The organism is Planosporangium spinosum (genome assembly GCF_049999945.1).
GTDB classification, from domain to species: Bacteria; Actinomycetota; Actinomycetes; order Mycobacteriales; family Micromonosporaceae; genus Planosporangium; species Planosporangium spinosum.
Window position 1 is genome coordinate 70,408 of the sequence record NZ_JBLYUB010000021.1, and the last position, 17,178, is coordinate 87,585.

Sequence of the window (17,178 nt, forward strand, 5' to 3'; positions counted from 1 at the left end):
CCTGCGACCCCGCTGGAACGCAAAGGGGCATCTCCGCCCGCCAAACCTCTGCCCTGATGTCCGCGTGCGGCCGCGTTCAGCAGATGCGGGGCAGTTGTTCGCCGACGAGCATGTCGACGATACGCCGTGCGCCGACGAGCGTACGGGCGGTCACCCGGCCTGCCGGGCCGGAGACTACTTCGCCGATCGTACGTGCCCCGCTGCCTTCCGGGCGCTCGAGCATCGCGGCGAGTACCCGGTCGACGCGGCCCGGGGCCACCAGTGCGACCAGGCAGCCTTCGTTGGCTACGTGCAGCACGTCGAGCCCGAGGAGTTCGCACGCGGCGGTGACGGCCGCCGGCACCGGTACCGCGGCCTCCTCGATGTCGATGCCGACGCGGCTGGCGGCCGCGAGTTCGTTGAGCGCGCTGGCGAGACCACCGCGGGTCGGGTCGCGCAGCGCGTGCACGTCCGGGCCGCCCGCGGCGATCATCGCCGCCACCAGACCGTGCAGCGGCCGGCTGTCCGAGACGATGTCGGATTCGATCCCGAAGCCGGTGCCCCCCATCTCGAGGTCCAGGCCTTCCCGCGCAGACAGGATCGCGGTGCCGTGGCAGCCGATCGGCCCGGACAGCACGACCACGTCGCCGGGCCGGCCACGAACAGCAGATACGTCCGCGCCCGGCAGCCGCCGACCCAGACCGGTGGTGGTGATGTAGATGCCGTCGCCGGCGCCGCGGCCGACCACCTTGGTGTCACCGGTGACCACCGGCACCCCGACCGTACGCGCGGCCGCGGCCACCGAGGCGGTCACCTTCCGGAGTTCTGCCGTGTCCAGGCCCTCTTCCAATAGGTACGCCAGACACAGCGCGACCGGTTCGGCGCCGCGCATGGCGAGGTCGTTGACGGTGCCGTAGACGGCGAGCGAACCGATGTCGCCGCCGGGGAAGAACCGGGGCGTGACGACGAACCCGTCGGTGGACAGCACCGCCTCGATTCCGGCAAACGGCACCACGGCCGCATCTTCGATCGGGGCGCACAGGTGCGGGGCAATGACGTCGCGCAGCAGTTCGGCCATGAGCTGCCCGCCCGATCCGTGCCCCAACAGCACCCGATCGGACTGAGTCGCCGGGGCTGGGCAGCTCGCCAGGAGCGGATTCGTCATCGCGCAGTCGCCTCCATAGTGGATGGTTGTCGGCCGGCCGAGTAGAACGCGGCGCAGGTGCCTTCGCTGGACACCATGGGCGCGCCGAGCGGGTGGCGCGGGGTGCACTCAACGCCGTACGCGGCGCAGTCGGTGGGCAGGCGGGTGCCGCGCAGGATGTCGCCGGCGATGCAGGCCGGATGCTCGCGGGTACGCACCGCGCCGACGCCGAAGCGGCGCTCGGCGTCGAAGTCGGCGTAAGTCTCGGTGAGGGTTAGCCCGCTGGCGGGTATGGGGCCGATGCCGCGCCAGGTCCGCGGCGCGATCCGGAAGACCTCGCGCATCGCGGCCTGCGCGGCAGTGTTGCCGGTGCGGCGTACGGCCCGGGCGTACTGGTTCTCCACCTCGGCCCGGCCGTCCTCCAGTTGGCGTGCCGCCATGAGGATGCCTTCGAGCAGGTCGAGGGGCTCGAAGCCGGTGACCACGATCGGCACGCGGTAGTGGGCGGCGATCGGCTCGTACTCGGTCCAGCCCATGATCGCGCACACGTGCCCGGCGGCCAGGAACGCCTGCACCTCGTTGTCGGGGGCGTCCAGGATCGCGGTGATCGCCGGGGGCACGAGCACGTGGCTGACCAGGACGCTGAAGTTGCGCAGGCCGGCGCGGGCGGCGTGCAGGACGGCCATCGCGTTGGCCGGTGCGGTCGTCTCGAAGCCGACGGCGAAGAACACCACCTCGCGGTCGGGGTGGGCGGCGGCCAGTTGTACCGCGTCGAGCGGTGAGTACACGACGCGTACGTCTCCGCCGCGTGCCTTGACGCCGAGGAGGTCGCCGTGCGAGCCGGGTACCCGTAGCATGTCGCCGTAGCTGGCGAAGATGACCCCGGGCCGGGCGGCGATCGCGAGTGCCTTGTCGACGGTCTCCAGCGGGGTGACGCAGACCGGGCAGCCGGGACCGTGGATCATCCGGATGCCGGCAGGCAGCAGCTCGTCGATGCCCTGCCGGACGATCGTGTGGGTCTGCCCGCCGCAGACCTCCATGATGGTCCACGGGTGGCCGGCTACCGAGGCCAGGTCGGCCAGCAGGCGGCGGGCCAGCACCGGGTCGCGGTACTCGTCGAGATACTTCATGCCGGCCCCAGTTCCGTGGCGAGGGCGTCCGGGATGGTCCGGATCACCGCCAGGGTCCGTTCGGCCTCAGCGGGGTCGACGACGCTGATGGCGAACCCGACGTGCACGATGACGTAGTCGCCCACGCCGGCCTCGGGCGCGTACGCCAGGCACACCTGCCGACGTACCCCGTCGAAGTCCACCGTGCCGGTGCGCAGGTCGCACCCGTCGCTGACGTCGATGATCCGTCCCGGTATCCCGAGGCACATGGTCACTCCTCCGACAGTCGTGCTGCGGCGATCGCCGCCTGGCCGTAGCTGATCCCGCCGTCATTGACCGGTACCTGCTCGCCGGTGTACGCCTCGAAACCCATCCGACCGAGCTGGTCGAGCAGGCCCGTGGTGAGGCGGCGGTTGGCGAATACACCGCCGCCGAGGCAGACCGCGCGGACGCCGGTGCGCTTGGCGGCGTCGTCGACCAGCGCACAGGTGACCTCGACGAGAGTCGTCTGGAACGCGGCGGCCACCCACCCGGCGGGCCGGTCGGACTCCAGGATCGCGCGCAGGGTCGGTGTCGGGTCGTACACGGTCAGGCCCTCCCGGTGGACCAGTCGCCACGGCAGCGCGGGGATGCCCGGACCAGGTGCGGCGGCGGCTTCCAACCGCACGGCCGCCTCGCCCTCGTACGTCGCCTGATCACACAGTCCGAGCAGGCTGGCGACCGCGTCGAACAGCCGGCCGCAGCTGGAGGCGGGGGGCGAGTTGACCTCACGGTCGATCATGCGGCGCACGACAGCCGCCTCCCGCGCGTCCAGCCGGCCCAGCAGGTCGGCGGCGAGCGCCGGATCAGGTCGCGGGCCGCCGAGATCTTCGGCGGCGTACAGGTAGGCCAGCGCCATGCGGGCCGGCTGGCGCACGGCGGCGGCGCCGCCGGGCAGCGGGGCGCGGGCGAAGCGGCCCAGCCGCCGGTACCCGGTGTAGCTGGCGTGCAGAATCTCGCCGCCCCACAGGGTGCCGTCGTCGCCCATGCCGAGCCCGTCGTAGGCGACGCCTAGGAACTCAGCCGTCAGCCCGTGCTCGGCGGCGACCGCGGCGACGTGCGCGTGGTGATGTTGCACCGGGATGCGACGCGCCGGCTGGCGTCGGGCGTACGCCGTGGAAAGGTATCCAGGGTGCAGGTCGTGCGCGATGACACGCGGGGTGACCGCGCGCCACCGGCACAGCCTGGCCACCGTGTCGGTGAACGCGTCGTGGGTGGCGGCGTCCTGCAGGTCGCCGGTGTGCGGGCCGATCACCGCCTGCCTGCCGACCGCCACCGTGACCGTGTGCTTGAGCTGGGCGCCGACGGCGAGGATCGGCTCCGGTGCGGCAACCGGCAGGGGCAGCGGCGCCGGGGCGAATCCGCGGGCTCGGCGGATCACGGTGACCCGGCCGGCGGTTACCCGTGCCACCGAGTCGTCGTGGCGGGACCGGATCGGCCGGTCGTGACCGAGGATTCCGTCCACGAGCGGCCCGAGCGTGTTGAGGGCGACCTCGTCGTCGATGGCGATCGGCTCGCCGGACCGGTTGCCGCTGGTGACGACCAGCGGTCGGCGCAGCGCGTGGAGCAGCAGATGGTGCAGCGGGCTGTATGGCAGGAACAGCCCGATCTCGGGCAGGCCGGCGCACACGCCATCGGCGATCCCGGCTGACCCGGTTTTCCAAATCAGCACGATCGGGCGGGCGGTCGAGGTGAGGGCGGCCGCTTCGGCGGGGGATACGTGGGCGATGGCCGCCGCCGTGGTGAGGTCGGCGACCATCACCGCTAGGGGCTTTGTCGGGCGGTGCTTGGCTGCCCGCACCCGCGCCACGGCTGCGTCGGCGGCGGCATCGCAGACCAGCTGGTACCCGCCGACGCCTTTGACCGCGACCAGGCCGCCGTGCGCGATGACGTCGACCGCGCACGCCAACGCATCCGCGTCCGCTGCTGGCGACGACGGGCGCCACCACAGTCGCGGACCGCAGCACGGGCACGCCACCGGCTCCGCGTGGAAGCGCCGGTCGCTCGGGTCGCAGTACTCGGCCGCGCAGTCTCCGCACAGCGGGAACCGCGCCATCGTGGTGCGCTCACGGTCGTACGGCAGGTCGTCGACGATTGTGGCGCGCGGTCCGCAGTCGGTGCAGTTGATGAACGGGTACCGGTAGCGGCGGTCACCCGGGTCGAACAGCTCCGCGAGGCACGCCGGGCAGGTGGCGAGATCCGGAGGTACCTCCCGGCCGGCCGCCACGTTGAAGCCGTCGGCCGCCGACTCGCGGATGTGGAAACCGCCGTCGGGTACGGCCTCGGGCGGCACGTCGACGGCCGCCAGCCCGGTGACGCGCGCGGCCGGCGGCGCATCGATCGCCAGCCGGTCCAGAAACGACGAGATCCGATCCGGCGGGCCAGCGGCGCGGATCAGCACCCGGCCGCCGGCGTTGCGGACCTCGCCGTGCAAGCCGTGCGCGGTGGCCAGCCGATACACGTACGGGCGGAAGCCCACGCCCTGCACCGTGCCGCGCACCTCGATCCGAACGCCGCGAAGGTTCACGCCGGCTCCCGCAGCGCCCGCAGGTCCGGGTCGGGCTCGGCGCCGATGGCCGCCAGGCGGAGCTTGGCGTCGACGGTCGCCACCTCGTCGGGGAACGCCAGCACCGGGTTGAGGTCGAGCTCGGCGATCTCGGGTACGTCCTCGGCGAGCCGGCCGACCCGCAGCAGCAGGTCCTCCAGCGCGGCCGTGTCGACCGCCGGCGCGCCGCGGTACCCGGTGAGCAGCGGCGCGCCGCGCAACGACCGCCACATCCGGTGGGCGTCGAGGTCCGTGACGGGCAGCAGCCGGAAGGTGCGGTCGCCGAGCAGGTCGGTGTGGGTACCGCCGAGGCCGAGCATGACGAGCGAGCCGAACAGCGGGTCGTGGACGACGCCGACGGCGAGTTCGACGCCGCCGTGGCGCATCGGCTGCACCACGACCGGTGCCTGCGGGTCGCCGAGCGTGGCCGTGATCGCCGCGTACGCGTCCCGGACGGCACCGGAGTCGGCGAGATCGAGCTGGACCAGGTGGCGGTCGGTCTTGTGGGTGATTGTCGGGTCGGCGGCCTTGACGACGACCGGGTAGCCGAGGCGGGCGGCGGCTGCCGCGACGTCGTCGAGCCCACAGGCGACGACGGTGTCGACGGCCCGGATGCCGTAGTAGGCCAGTAGGCCGGTGACCATGCCGGGCGGCTGCCAGCCCCCGCCGGTGGCGAGCGCGCGGTCGACCAGGATGCGGGCCCGCGCGGGGTCGACGTCGTACAGGTCGGGCCGGCAGCCCAGCGGCTCACGGCGCCAGGCGGCGTAGCGGGCGGCGTGGCCGAGCGCCCGGACCGCCTGTTCGGGCAGTGCGTACACCGGGGTGGCACGCTGCCCGAGGTGGCTGGGGGTGTCGGGCACGCCGAGCAGCACTACCGCCACTGGCACGCTGGGCGCGGCGTCCGCTGCGTCGGCGAGCGCGGTCAGCATCCCGGGCACGTCGTTCGCACGGGTCGCAGCGAAGATCGCCAGGACGGCGTCCACCCCGCCGCCGGTGGTCATACGCGCCACGGCGTCGGTCAACGCCGCCGGCGTGGCGGACGCGCCGAGGTCGACCGGGTTGCCGGCGGTGGTCTCGGGCACGACGAGTCCGGCCGCGTCGGCGGCGTCGGCGGCCAGGACGTTCACCCCGCCGGCGTTGCCGACGATGCCGAGGCGGTTGCCGGCCGGCAGCGGCTGGCTCACCAGGAGGCGGGCGGCGTCGAGCAGTTCGCCGAGGGTGTCGGTGCGGACGACGCCGGCCTGCGCGAACAGGGTGTCGACGGCGACATCGGGGGCGGCCGCCGCGGCGGTGTGCGAGGCGCCGGCACGCTGCCCGCCGACGCTTCGCCCGCCCTTGACGGCGAGGACCGGCTTGCGGCGGGCCAGCGCCCGGGTGATCCGGGCGAACTTGCGCGGGTTGCCGAACGACTCCAGGTACAGGGCCACCGCGCGGGTGGTCGGGTCGTCGTACCAGTACGCGAGCAGGTCGTTTCCGGAGACGTCGGCCTTGTTGCCCAGCGAGACGAACTGGGAGACGCCGATGCCGGCGCGGGCGGCGTGGTCGAGCACGGCGATGCCGACCGCACCCGACTGGGAGGCGATCGCCAGGCCCCCGACGGGCGGTACGGCCGTGGCGAAGGTGGCGGCCATCCGCACGGTCGGGTCGGTGTTGAGCACGCCGAGGCAGTTCGGGCCGACCAGCCGGATGCCGTGCGCGCGGGCGGCGCGTACGAGTGCGGATTGCGCGGCCGTGCCCGCCGGTCCGGTCTCGGCGAAGCCGGAGCTGAGGACAACCGCCGCGCCGACGCGGGCGATGCCCGCGTCGGTGAGGACCGCCTCCACGGCCGGTGCGGGGACCGCGATGACGGCGAGGTCGACCGGCTGCGGCACGGCGCTCACGGTCGGGTAGGACTTGAGACCCGCGACCTCGTCGGCGTTCGGGTTCACCGGGTACAGCGGCCCGATGAACCCGTGCTCGCGCAGGTTGCACAGCACCTCGTGGCCGACCCCGCCCGGTTTGCGGCCGGCGCCGATGACGGCGATCGATACCGGGGCGAGCAGCGGGTGCAGGGCCTTGCGTTCCGCGCTGCGCTCGCGCAGGTCGATCAGCGCCTGCGCGCGGTCATCGGCCGCGGTGGATATCGACACCCGCATCACGCCGGCGTCCGCACGCACCAGCATCCCCGGGGTCAGATCGCGCGCCACCCGGAGCATCGCCGGGTTGTCCACGAGGATGTCGCCGCACAGTTCGCGGATGCCGTCTCCGCGCGCCTGGCGTACCAGGTGCTCCAGTAGCAGGGTGCCGATGCCGCGACCGTGCTCGGCGTCGGCGACGAGCAGGGCGAACTCGGCGAAGGGCTCGCTGTCGCCGCGTTCGTAGGAGGCGACGCCGATCAGCCGGTCCGCGTCGAGCACGACCATCACCCGATGGTCGGGCGCGGTCGGCCGGGTCAGCCGCCGCACCTCGGCGTCGATCTGTCTCCGGCCGCTGGCGAAGAACCGCAGGTACAGGCTGCGGTCGTTCGCGTTGTCGTACAGCGCGCGCAGCGCGGTGGCGTCCTGCGGGTCAACGGGGCGGATCCGGACGACCCGCCCGTCGGCGGCCAGCGCGTCATGGGCCTGCGCCGGCGGCGTGGTGGTGACGACAGCGGGCTGGCTGGTATTCATCGGCGGTCAGCCTCCGCTCCGCGCCCGGGCGATCAGGACCGGGCAGCCGGCGTGGTGGATCAGCTGCAGCCCGACCGAACCGAGCAGCATGCCCCTGGCCGCGCCGTGCCCGCGGCTACCGACGACCACCAGCGACGCGCGCAGTGACTGATCCACCAGCGCGGCGGCCGCGCTGCTCCTGCTGACGACGTACTCGACCGGGACGTCGGGGTACTTGTCGCGCCATTTGGCGAGGTGGCCGACGAGGCTGGCGCGCAGCTCCGCGGCGACCTGGGCCGGGTCGCACACGACCGGGGGCGGGCCGAGGGTCCACGGCGGCAGCGGCACGGTGAACGCCCACACAGCCACCAGCGCGCTTCCGCGTCGGGAGGCTTCCTCGAACGCGGTACCGGCGGCGACGTCGGCGGGTGCTGATCCGTCGACGCCGACGACCACGGGGTCGGTGTCGTCGTCGTCGCTGCGGCCGCGGACGACCACGACCGGGCAGGGTGCCTGGGTGGCGACCCGGATGCTGACCGAGCCGGCGAGCAGGTTGGTGAAGCCGCCCGCGCCTCGGCTGCCGACGACGACCATGCCGGCGTCGGCTGCTGCCGCGAGTAGGGCCGGTGCCGGCTCATCCAGCACCGCTCGGCCGTGCACGTGTGCCTGCGGTGCGGTGGTACGCGCCTCGGCAACCGCCGTGTCCACGACGGCCGTAGCGACGTCCTGTACCTGGTCGGAAAGCTCCGGGCTGGCCGCCAGCCGTGCGCCCGGTACCCGCCAGTGGTAGGCGAGCACCACCTCGAGCGAGACGTGGTGGAGCTGCGCCTCCCGCGCCGCCCAGTGCAGGGCCTCCAAGCTGCACGCGGAACCGTCGACACCGACAACGATCTTGGTGTGATCCACGGTGTGCCTCCTCGCCGGAGCGTGGTTCAGTCGGCCGGCCGGACGATCGCAACCGGGCACGGGGCGTGTTCGATCAGCGCCCGGCCGACCGACCCGAGCAGCAGGCCACGCAGGCCGCCGCGGCCCCGTGAGCCGACCACGACCAGGCTGGCGCCCTCGGCAGCGGTGGCCAGCGCACCGGCTGGCGACCTACCCCGGACGACCTGGATAAGTACCTGGACCTGGGGGTACCGGGCGGCGCAGTCGGCGATGTCGGCGGTGATCTGGTCGGTCGCCGAGGGGGTGGGGTAGCCGTGTTCGGTCAAGGCGTCCGGCCAGCCGCGGTCGGACGGCCAGACGCCGACCGCGGTCAGCGGGGCGCCGCGCCGGGCGGCCTCGTCGAAGGCGAACTCGATGGCGCGGTGGGCACCGGCCGACCCGTCGACGCCGGCCACGACAGACGCGTCGGTCTTGGTCGAGGTGCCGCGGACGACCACGACGGGGCAGTGGGCGTGGGTGGCGGTGTTGACCGCGACGGAGCCGGCGAGCAGCCCGGCGAAGCCGCCCTCCCCGCGGTGCCCGACAACGACCAGGCAGGCATGCCGGGAAAGGTCGACGAGGACGCCCGCGGCGTGTCCGTCGAGCACCTCCACGGCGACGGTCAGGTCGGGGTGGGTCAGCCGGATGCGTTCGGCGACGTTGGTGAGCATCATGCCGGCCCGGGTGCGGGGGAGCGGGTCGGTCGGGTGGTAGTCGCCGGTCAGCGGCGGGTAGAACAGCGGCCAGGTGAAGCCGTGTACCAGCGTCAGGGGCACATCGCGCCGCTGCGCCTCGCCCGCGGCGTACTCGGCCGCGGCGAAGGCGGTGGGCGAGCCGTCCACACCCGCGACCACGGGCATCGGCTCCCGCGGGGATGTCTCGGGTCCGGCGCTACCAGCCTGCATGGTCATCGTGCGGCTCCCTCCCGCCGACGCTTCGGGGCACTTCCAGCGTCCTCGGGTAGCCCGGGGGAATACCGCCCCCGTACGGCCCGAAGGGACCGGTCTTTGGTCCCGCGGACCAGCCGATGGCCGCATCGAGGCGAAGGTCGGCGACCGAGTGGGCGGTGCGACCGTGTGCCGCCCGCCAGTTGGGGGAAGAGAGTCGGCGCGGAAGGAGACGCCGATGCCGCGCGTACGTGATTTCCTGGACCGGTTCCGCCCGGCCGGTGCGCCGGGTGCGGCCAGCGGTGCCGGCGTGCCGGTTGACCGCCGCGCCGCGGTCGAGGCTGAACTGGTACCGGTCCTCGCGGCGCTGGACGAGGCGCAGCGCGAGTGTGCCCGACTGCGGCAGGCAGCCGAGACCCGCGCGGCCGAGATCCGGGCGGAAGCCGCCGCACGCGCCGAACAGATCACCGCCCGGGCGGCCGCGGACGCGGCGGCGACGCGGGCCCGTGCGGCTGCTGCGGTCCGCCGGAGCGCCGACGACGAGATCGCCGAACTGAACGAGCGCGCCGACCGTGACGCCGACGAGGTACGCCGGGCGGCCCGGCAACGGGCACCGGAGCTGATCGCGCGTACCGTGGCGGCGGCGCGCGCCGAACTGGCCGGTGTCGCGGAGGCCGAGTTGGTTGCCGCGGAGCACGCCCGGTGAGCGCCCGGTGGGTGGCCGGCAGCGTGCGCGCTCGGGCACTGCCGCGGCGCCAACTGGGCAGCGCCGGTGCGCGGCAGCTCGCCGGCAGCCGGACGCTCGACGACGCGGTGACGGCGCTGGCCCGCTCCCCGTACGGCCGGTTCGTCCGTGCCGGCGACACCCTCGGCGCCGCGCAGCGCGGCGTCGCGGACACCCTGCTGTGGAACGTACGGGTCCTGGCCGGCTGGGTGCCGGGCGACGGCGTACGGGCCTTGCGGCTGCTCGCCGGCTGGTTCGAACTGGCCAACGTCGACGAGCACCTGCGGGCGCTCACGGCGGCCGGCCAGCCGGTGGAGCCGCCGTTTCGACTGGGAACCCTGGCCACCGCGTGGCCGCGCCTGGCCGCAACAACGTCGCCGGCCGAACTGCGGGACGTTCTGGCCCGCTCGCCTTGGGGAGATCCGGGAACGGACAGGCCTCGCGAGCTGTCGTTGGCATTGCGCCTGAGCTGGGCCGACCGGGTGGCGGCCGGGGTCGCGCCGGCGGGCGCGTGGGCTGCCGGGGCAGTCGCGCTGCTGGTCGCGCGTACCGATCCCGCCCAGCGCCGCCACCTGCCCCAGCCGGCGCTCCGGGCCGTGGATCGTCTGCTCGGCCGGGCCTGGCCGGAGGCGTCCACGGTGGAGGAGCTGGCCGGGACGGTGTCGCCATCGGCCGCCTGGGCGCTGCGCGACGTACCGGAGCCCGCCGACCTGTGGCGGGCCGAGATCAGGTGGTGGGCCCGGGTACGGGCGGACGGCGCGCGCCTGCTGGCCGATCCCGGATTCGGACCGCACGCGGCGGTCGGGGCGGCCGCGCTGCTCGCGGTGGACGCGTGGCAGACGCGCGCGGCGCTCGAGGCCACGGCCCGGGTGGACGGCGGCGGCTGGTCGGACGTGTCGGAGGTGTTCGGTGCGCTGGCGTGAGGCGCTCGCCCCGGTACCGATGAGCCGGGTCGCCGTGGTGACGCCGCGGATGTCCGTGCGAGCCACCCTGGTACGGCTCGCCGACGCCGGCATGATGGAGATCGAGCGCGCGGAGGCGTCCCCGGCCGGTCGGGCCGGCGGGGTGCCGCCGCAGCTGTCGGTTACCGAGCCGGATCTGGACCTCATTACCCGCACCGGTCGCGCCGACCTGGTCGCGGGTGAGACGGAGCTGGCCGGGTACCGCGCGGAGATGGTCGAGCGGGGTGAGGTCGCCGCTCTGGTGGGCTGGGTGCCGAAAGCCGACCTGGCCGGCCTTGCCGGTCGGTTGGCCGAGGTCGGTGCGGCGGCCGTACCGCTGCCGATGCCACGGGGCGTACAGCCGCCCAGTGCCGCGCCGCCCGGGCCGGCCCGGCGGGCGTTCGCGCCGCTGGTCGAGGCGTACACGACCGTCCCGTATCGCGACGTGGACCCGACCCTGTTGGCGGGCCTCGCCTACGTCGTCATGTTCGGGGCGATGTTCGGCGACGTCGGGCACGGCGCGCTCCTGATCGGAATCGCGGTGGCGATCAGGCTCGGGCGGCTCGGGTGGCTCGCCCGAGCGCGCCCGTACTGGCTGTTCATCGCCGCCGCAGGGCTGGCGAGCGCGCTGTTCGGCATGGCGTACGGGGAGTGCTTCGGCCCCACCGGCCTGGTGCCGACGCTGTGGCTCGCCCCGATGGATCAGCCGGTGCGACTGCTGGTTGCCGCCGTGGGGTTCGGGGCGGTGCTGCTGGCCGGCGCCTACCTGCTCGGCACGGTCAACCGGGTGCGGGAGGGCGGCTGGGCAGTGGCGCTGTACGCCCCGTCCGGGCTCGCCGGCGGGCTGCTGTTCCTCGCCGCCGGGCTGGCCACCCTGGCCTGGTACGCCCACCTGGCGTGGGCCGGGTTCACCGCCGGTGGTCTCGCGCTGGTCGCGCTGGCGCTGTCGTACGCCGGTCTGCTCGCCGCTGCCGGCGGCGGGGCATCCGGTGTGGTGCAGGCGAGCATCGAGCTGTTCGATGTGGTCATCCGGATCGGTGCCAACGTGGTGTCGTTCGCCCGGCTGGCCGCGTTCGGCCTCACCCACGCGGTCCTCGGCGCGATCGTGTGGCGCGCCACGGTCGCGTTGTGGCACCGGGGCGCGGCGGGTGTGGCCGGCGCGGTTGTCGCGTTCGCCGTCGGCAACGCGGTCGCGTTCGGGCTGGAGGCCCTCGTCGCGGCGGTCCAGGCGCTGCGCCTGGAGTACTACGAGCTGTTCTCGCGGGTGTTCGAACTCCAGGGTCGCCCGTTCCGGCCGTGGCACGTGCCGACGGCCGAACCGCTACCCGCCGCACCGGTACGGAGCGAGGAGGAACCATGCTCGCCTGGCTGATCGCGCTTCCCGCCCTGATCGGCGGCGCTGTCGCGGCTTTGATCCTGTTACGCCGCCGGGGACGGCTGGCACTCCGGCTGCTCGCCGCCGTGAACGGGCTCCTGATTCTCGCGGCCGTGGCCGTCGCGACCGTGGTGGTGACCGGCGGGCCGGCCCACGCCGCGGCGAGCGACCCCGTCGCCCAGGGCGCGTCCGCGCACGCGGGTGCGATGGCGCTGATCGCCGCCGCCATCGCGGTCGCCGGGTCCTCGATCGGCGCCGGGATCGCTGTCGCGTACGCCGGAGCCGCGGCCCTCGCCGCGATGAGTGAGCGCCCGGAACTGTTCGGCCGGGCGATGGTCATCGTCGGGCTGGCCGAGGGCATCGCCATCTACGGGCTGATCGTGTCGATCATCATCATCGGACGGGCGTGACGGGGATGGCTCGGATAGCGGTCATCGGCGAACCGGTACGCGTGCAGGGCTTCGGGCTGGTTGGCGCGCTGGTGGTCTCGGCCGAGGAGCCGGCGGCGGTACGCGAGGCGTGGCGGTCGCTGCCCGACGACGTCGAGGTCGTCATCCTGACCCCGGCGGCCGCTCACATGCTCGCTGCCGAAACGGGTGCACCGGGTGGGCGGCTGACGGTGGTGATGCCGTGACCACGCTGAAGTCGGCCCCCGTCGACGTGCTCGCCCCGGTACGCGAGGCGCTGCTCGCGGCCGCCCGTGCCGACGCCGACCAGATCGTGGCCGCTGCGGAGGCGGACGCGGACGCGGTCCTGGCGGCGGCCCGCGACCAGGCGGCGCGGATCCTCGGCCAGGCGCGGCAGGAGGGCCTCGCGGACGCGGCCGCGCTGGTGGCCGCCGACCGGTCGCGCGCCCGCCGGCGAGCCCGTGTCACCGTCCTGCGCGCGCGACGGGAGGCGTACGAGGTGCTGCGGTCGGCCACCCGCGCCGCCGCGGCGCGTCTGCGTGACGAACCGGAGTACCCCGAGCTGCGGGCGCGGCTGGTTGCGGCTGCCCGTCGCGCGCTCGGCCCGGACGCGCGCGTACAGGAGGCGGAAGGCGGCGGCATCGTCGCGGAGTCGCCCGGGCACCGGCTCGATCTGTCGCTGTCCGGTTTCGCCGACCGGGCCTTCGACGTCACGGTCACCGGGGAGCCGACATGAGCACGGTGCTGCGGGTCAACGGGCCGCTGGTCGAGGTCGACCCGCTGCCCGGCGTGGTCATGGCGGAGCTGGTCGAGGTCGGTGCTGGCTGGTTGCCGGCGGAGGTGGTCGCACTTCGCGAAGACCGGATGACGCTGCAGGCCTACGAGTACACCGGGTCGCTGGCCCCCGGCGACCCCGCGAGGGCGCTGGGCCGGCCGCTGGCCGCGCGGCTCGGGCCCGGCCTGCTGGCCGGCGTCTTCGACGGCCTGCTGCGCCCACTGCGCGACGCCGCCACCTGGCTCGCCGCCGGCGCGTCAGGTGGTGGCGAGGACCGGCGCGTCTGGGCGTTTCAGCCGATCGCTGCGGTAGGAGACCAGGTGCGTGAAGGAAACCTTGTCGGCACGGTCAGCGGCGCGGGGGCGATTACCCACCGGGTACAGGTGCCACCCGGCGTCTCCGGACGCCTCGAGCGGCTGCGTCCGGCGGGGGAGTACCGGGCCGATGAACCGGTGGCGACCGTCGGCGACACCGACGTCACCCTCGCCTCCTGGTGGCCGGTACGCCGGCCCCGCCCGTACCGTGAACGCCGGCGTACGGACGAGCCGCTGGTGACCGGGCAGCGGGTGCTCGACGCGGTGTTCCCGTTGACCAAGGGTGGCACCGCTGCCGTGCCGGGAGGCTTCGGCACCGGCAAGACCGTACTGTTGCAGCAGATCGCCAAGTGGGGCGACGCCGACGTGATCGTCTACGTCGGCTGCGGCGAGCGCGGCAACGAGATGGCCGACGTCGTCGCCGAGCTGGCCGAGCTGTCCGATCCTCGTACCGGTGGGCGGCTCGCCGACCGCACGGTGATCATTGCGAACACCTCAAACATGCCGATCATGGCGCGGGAGGCCAGCATCTACACCGGCGTCACGGTCGCCGAGTACTACCGGGACATGGGCTACGACGCGGTCGTCATCGCCGACTCCACCTCCCGGTGGGCCGAGGCGCTACGCGAGTTCGCGTCGCGGACGGGCGCGCTGCCGGCCGAGGAGGGCTACCCGGCCGGACTGGCTTCTGCCCTGGCAGCGTTCTACGAGCGGGCGGCCAGGGTGACGACTCTCGGTGGGGACACCGGTTCGGTCACCATCGTCGGCGCCGTTTCGCCTCCGGGCGGCGACATGACGGAACCGGTCACCGCACACACCCAACGCTTCGTCCGTACCCTGTGGGTTCTTGATCGGGATCTGGCCTACGCCCGGCACTATCCAGCGGTGGCCTGGGCCGGCTCCTACTGTCGGGACACCGCGACCGTCGGCAGTTGGTACACCCGCAACGGCGACGCGGAGTGGGTCGACCGGCGGGCCCGGATGATGTCCACACTGGCCGACGCCGACCGGCTCGCCGCGCTCGCCGAGTTGGTCGGCGTGGGATCGCTGCCCGGCCGCGAGCGCATGGTGCTGCTTGCCGGTCGGCTGATTCGCGAGGCGGTCCTGCAGCAGAGCGCGCTGTCGGCCAACGACGCCTACTGCGCTCCGGCGAAGTCGGCCGCGCTGGTCGAGACGGTCCTCGACGTGGCCCGCCGCTGCGGGGAACTCGTGGACGCCGGCGTGCCGGCGGCCACGATCGAGGAGTGCGACTTCTCGCCGGTCCTGCGTGCCCGCGAGGACGCCCCGCCGGCGGACGCCGAACCCGTGCGCCGCGCGCGGGAGGCAATGCTGCGTCGGCTGAAAGAGCTGGCATGATCGCCGTCGAGTACACCGGTGTCGGCGAGGTGCGCGGCCCGCTGCTCGTCGTCCGCGGCGTCGCAGGTGTGGGTTGGGACGAGTTCGCGCGCATCCGGCTAGGCGTGGGCGAGGTACGCCACGGGCTGGTCCTCGAGGTCGACCACGACCTGGCCGTGGTGCAGGTGCTGGAGGGCACTGAGGGCGTCGACCGCGACGCGGTGTCGGTCGCCTTCGACGGCAGTCCGCTGCGCATTCCGGTCGGGGCAGGCTGGCTCGGTCGGGTCTGTAACGGCCGCGGCGAGCCGCTCGACGACGGGCCCCCGATCTACTCCACCCAGTCGGCGCCGGTCAACGGGTATCCGCTGAACCCGACCTGGCGGCAGCCACCGACCGATCCGGTGCTCACCGGACTGTCCGCGATCGACGGGCTCACCACGCTGGTCCGCGGGCAGAAGCTGCCGGTGTTCTCAGTCGCCGGGCTGCCGCAGTTGGAGCTGGCCACCCAGATCGCCAGCCAGGCCACCGCCGGGGGCGGGGAGCTGTTCTGCGTGGTGTTCGCCGCGATGGGGCTCACCCATGCCGACGCCGACGCCGCCCGCGACGCGCTCGAGGAACGGTCGGCGGCCGGTGAGCTGGCCCTGCTGCTCAACACCGCCGACGCCCCGGTCATCGAGCGCATCCTCACCCCACGTATCGCGCTGACCGTCGCCGAGCACCTGGCGTACACGCTCGGCCGGCACGTGCTCGTGGTGGCCGCCGACATGACCAGTTACTGCGAGGCGGTACGGGAGGTGTCAGCCGCCCGCGGCGAGATCCCGGGCCGGCACGCCTACCCCGGTTACCTGTACAGCGACCTCGCGTCGATTTACGAGCGGTGCGGACGGGTGCGCGACCATCCCGGCTCGGTCACCCTGCTGCCGCTGTTGACCATGCCGGCCGGTGACATCACCCACCCGGTGCCGGACCTGACCGGCTACATCACCGAGGGCCAGGTCGTGCTGTCGCCCGAGGTGTTCGCCCGCGGCACGTACCCGCCGGTCGACCCGCTGTCGTCGCTGTCCCGGCTGATGCGCAAGGGCGCCGGCCCTGGGCGTACCCGCCCCGACCATCTCGACGTCGCCGCCCAGCTGATCGCGGCCCTCGCCCGCGCCCGCCAGGCGAGTGAGCTCGCCGAACTTGTCGGCGCGGGCGCGCTCGGCGACACCGACCGGCGGTACCTGTCCTTCGCCGAGGCGTTCGAACGGGATTTTCTGGCGCAGCGACCCGACGAGAACCGGACGATCGACGACAGCCTGGACCGGGCCTGGCGGGCGCTGTCGGTGCTGCCGCGCCGGGAGTTGACCATGCTGTCGGCCGCGCTGCTCGACGCGCATCTGGGCGGTGGAGACCATGCCTGACCTGCGGCGGGTACCGCCCGGTCGGGCCGGGCGGCTGTGGCTGCGCCGTCGCCTGGACACCGCCGAACGCGGCGTGAGGCTGCTGGACCGCAAGCTGCGCATCCTGCGTACCGAGCAGGAGCGCCTGCGGCAGGTGGCCGAACAGACCGGTGTGGCGTGGCAGGCCCGCTGCCGCGAGGCCGAACGGTGGCTGGCCCGTGCGGCGATGCTCGGCGGACAGCGTGAGATCCGGCTCGCGACCGGTGCGCCGACCGCCGAGGTTACCGTGGAGTGGGGCAGCGTGATGGGAGCCCGGTACCCGCTGGAGGCGACGTGCAGGCCAACCGGCGGGCAGCGAGTACCCGGTACCGTCGCGCTGGATCAGGCGATCGCCGCCCACCGTGCCGCACTGCAGGCCGCGGTGGCCCATGCTGCCGCGACGGAATCCTGCCGGGTCATCGACGCGGAGGTGGCCGAAACCCGCCGCAGGGTGCGGGCGCTGGGCGACCGCTGGATACCGCGGCTGACCGAGGCTCTCGCTGCGCTGGACCAGCGGCTGGAGGAGACCGAGCGCGCCGAGCAGATCCGCATGCGGTGGGCCGCCGAACGGTAACGACGATGAACCGGGGTATCTGCTGGGCGGAACGGGTCGGATGGCTTCGCGTCAACCGGTG

General features: G+C 73.9%; 16 protein-coding genes. 9 read left to right on the forward strand and 7 right to left on the reverse strand.

Annotation, left to right across the window (positions count from 1 at the left end; translation table 11 throughout):
- Positions 1–76: 76 nt before the first annotated feature.
- From hypE to ACNTMW_RS24935, 7 genes are read right to left on the reverse strand one after another with little or no spacing between them, the layout of a single operon-like run.
- Complete coding sequence (gene hypE, locus ACNTMW_RS24905) at positions 77–1,144, reverse strand: hydrogenase expression/formation protein HypE (RefSeq protein ID WP_426636202.1); 1,068 nt, start codon at positions 1,142–1,144, stop codon at positions 77–79.
- Positions 1,141–2,253, reverse strand: a complete 1,113-nt coding sequence (hypD, locus tag ACNTMW_RS24910; RefSeq protein WP_426636203.1) for a hydrogenase formation protein HypD — start codon at positions 2,251–2,253, stop codon at positions 1,141–1,143. Before hypD ends, hypE begins: the two co-directional genes overlap by 4 nt.
- Complete coding sequence (locus ACNTMW_RS24915; RefSeq protein WP_426636204.1) at positions 2,250–2,501, reverse strand: HypC/HybG/HupF family hydrogenase formation chaperone; 252 nt, start codon at positions 2,499–2,501, stop codon at positions 2,250–2,252. Before ACNTMW_RS24915 ends, hypD begins: the two co-directional genes overlap by 4 nt.
- Before the next feature lie 2 nt (positions 2,502–2,503).
- Positions 2,504–4,798 (reverse strand): carbamoyltransferase HypF, encoded by a 2,295-nt coding sequence (gene hypF, locus ACNTMW_RS24920; protein ID WP_426636205.1) that lies wholly within the window; start codon positions 4,796–4,798, stop codon positions 2,504–2,506.
- Positions 4,795–7,464: a bifunctional acetate--CoA ligase family protein/GNAT family N-acetyltransferase gene (locus ACNTMW_RS24925; RefSeq protein WP_426636206.1), complete on the reverse strand. Its 2,670-nt coding sequence runs from the start codon at positions 7,462–7,464 to the stop codon at positions 4,795–4,797. Before ACNTMW_RS24925 ends, hypF begins: the two co-directional genes overlap by 4 nt.
- A gap of 6 nt (positions 7,465–7,470) precedes the next feature.
- A complete protein-coding gene (locus tag ACNTMW_RS24930) occupies positions 7,471–8,349 on the reverse strand; it encodes a universal stress protein (protein WP_426636207.1) in 879 nt (292 codons plus the stop codon).
- Positions 8,350–8,375: 26 nt separating this feature from the next.
- Complete coding sequence (locus ACNTMW_RS24935) at positions 8,376–9,278, reverse strand: universal stress protein (RefSeq protein ID WP_426636208.1); 903 nt, start codon at positions 9,276–9,278, stop codon at positions 8,376–8,378.
- A gap of 214 nt (positions 9,279–9,492) precedes the next feature.
- Between ACNTMW_RS24935 and ACNTMW_RS24940 the strand changes: the two genes are divergently transcribed.
- The 9 genes from ACNTMW_RS24940 to ACNTMW_RS24980 are packed head-to-tail and all read left to right on the forward strand — an operon-like array spanning position 9,493 to position 17,117.
- A complete protein-coding gene (locus tag ACNTMW_RS24940) occupies positions 9,493–9,960 on the forward strand; it encodes a hypothetical protein (RefSeq protein ID WP_426636209.1) in 468 nt (155 codons plus the stop codon).
- Positions 9,957–10,901 (forward strand): hypothetical protein, encoded by a 945-nt coding sequence (locus tag ACNTMW_RS24945; RefSeq protein ID WP_426636210.1) that lies wholly within the window; start codon positions 9,957–9,959, stop codon positions 10,899–10,901. The genes ACNTMW_RS24940 and ACNTMW_RS24945 overlap by 4 nt, the downstream gene beginning before the upstream one ends.
- Positions 10,888–12,291: a V-type ATPase 116kDa subunit family protein gene (locus ACNTMW_RS24950; RefSeq protein ID WP_426636211.1), complete on the forward strand. Its 1,404-nt coding sequence runs from the start codon at positions 10,888–10,890 to the stop codon at positions 12,289–12,291. The genes ACNTMW_RS24945 and ACNTMW_RS24950 overlap by 14 nt, the downstream gene beginning before the upstream one ends.
- On the forward strand, positions 12,276–12,704 hold the full coding sequence (locus ACNTMW_RS24955; RefSeq protein WP_426636212.1) for an ATP synthase subunit C: 429 nt from the start codon (positions 12,276–12,278) through the stop codon (positions 12,702–12,704). The genes ACNTMW_RS24950 and ACNTMW_RS24955 overlap by 16 nt, the downstream gene beginning before the upstream one ends.
- A gap of 5 nt (positions 12,705–12,709) precedes the next feature.
- Complete coding sequence (locus ACNTMW_RS24960; protein WP_426636243.1) at positions 12,710–12,928, forward strand: V-type ATP synthase subunit F; 219 nt, start codon at positions 12,710–12,712, stop codon at positions 12,926–12,928.
- On the forward strand, positions 12,925–13,437 hold the full coding sequence (locus ACNTMW_RS24965) for a V-type ATP synthase subunit E family protein (RefSeq protein ID WP_426636213.1): 513 nt from the start codon (positions 12,925–12,927) through the stop codon (positions 13,435–13,437). Before ACNTMW_RS24960 ends, ACNTMW_RS24965 begins: the two co-directional genes overlap by 4 nt.
- Positions 13,434–15,146, forward strand: a complete 1,713-nt coding sequence (locus ACNTMW_RS24970) for a V-type ATP synthase subunit A (protein ID WP_426636214.1) — start codon at positions 13,434–13,436, stop codon at positions 15,144–15,146. Before ACNTMW_RS24965 ends, ACNTMW_RS24970 begins: the two co-directional genes overlap by 4 nt.
- Entirely contained in the window at positions 15,143–16,525 is a 1,383-nt protein-coding gene (locus tag ACNTMW_RS24975) for a V-type ATP synthase subunit B (RefSeq protein WP_426636215.1), read from the forward strand. The genes ACNTMW_RS24970 and ACNTMW_RS24975 overlap by 4 nt, the downstream gene beginning before the upstream one ends.
- Positions 16,518–17,117, forward strand: coding sequence for a V-type ATP synthase subunit D (locus tag ACNTMW_RS24980; protein WP_426636216.1), 600 nt, complete (start codon positions 16,518–16,520; stop codon positions 17,115–17,117). The genes ACNTMW_RS24975 and ACNTMW_RS24980 overlap by 8 nt, the downstream gene beginning before the upstream one ends.
- The last annotated feature ends 61 nt before the right edge of the window (positions 17,118–17,178 follow it).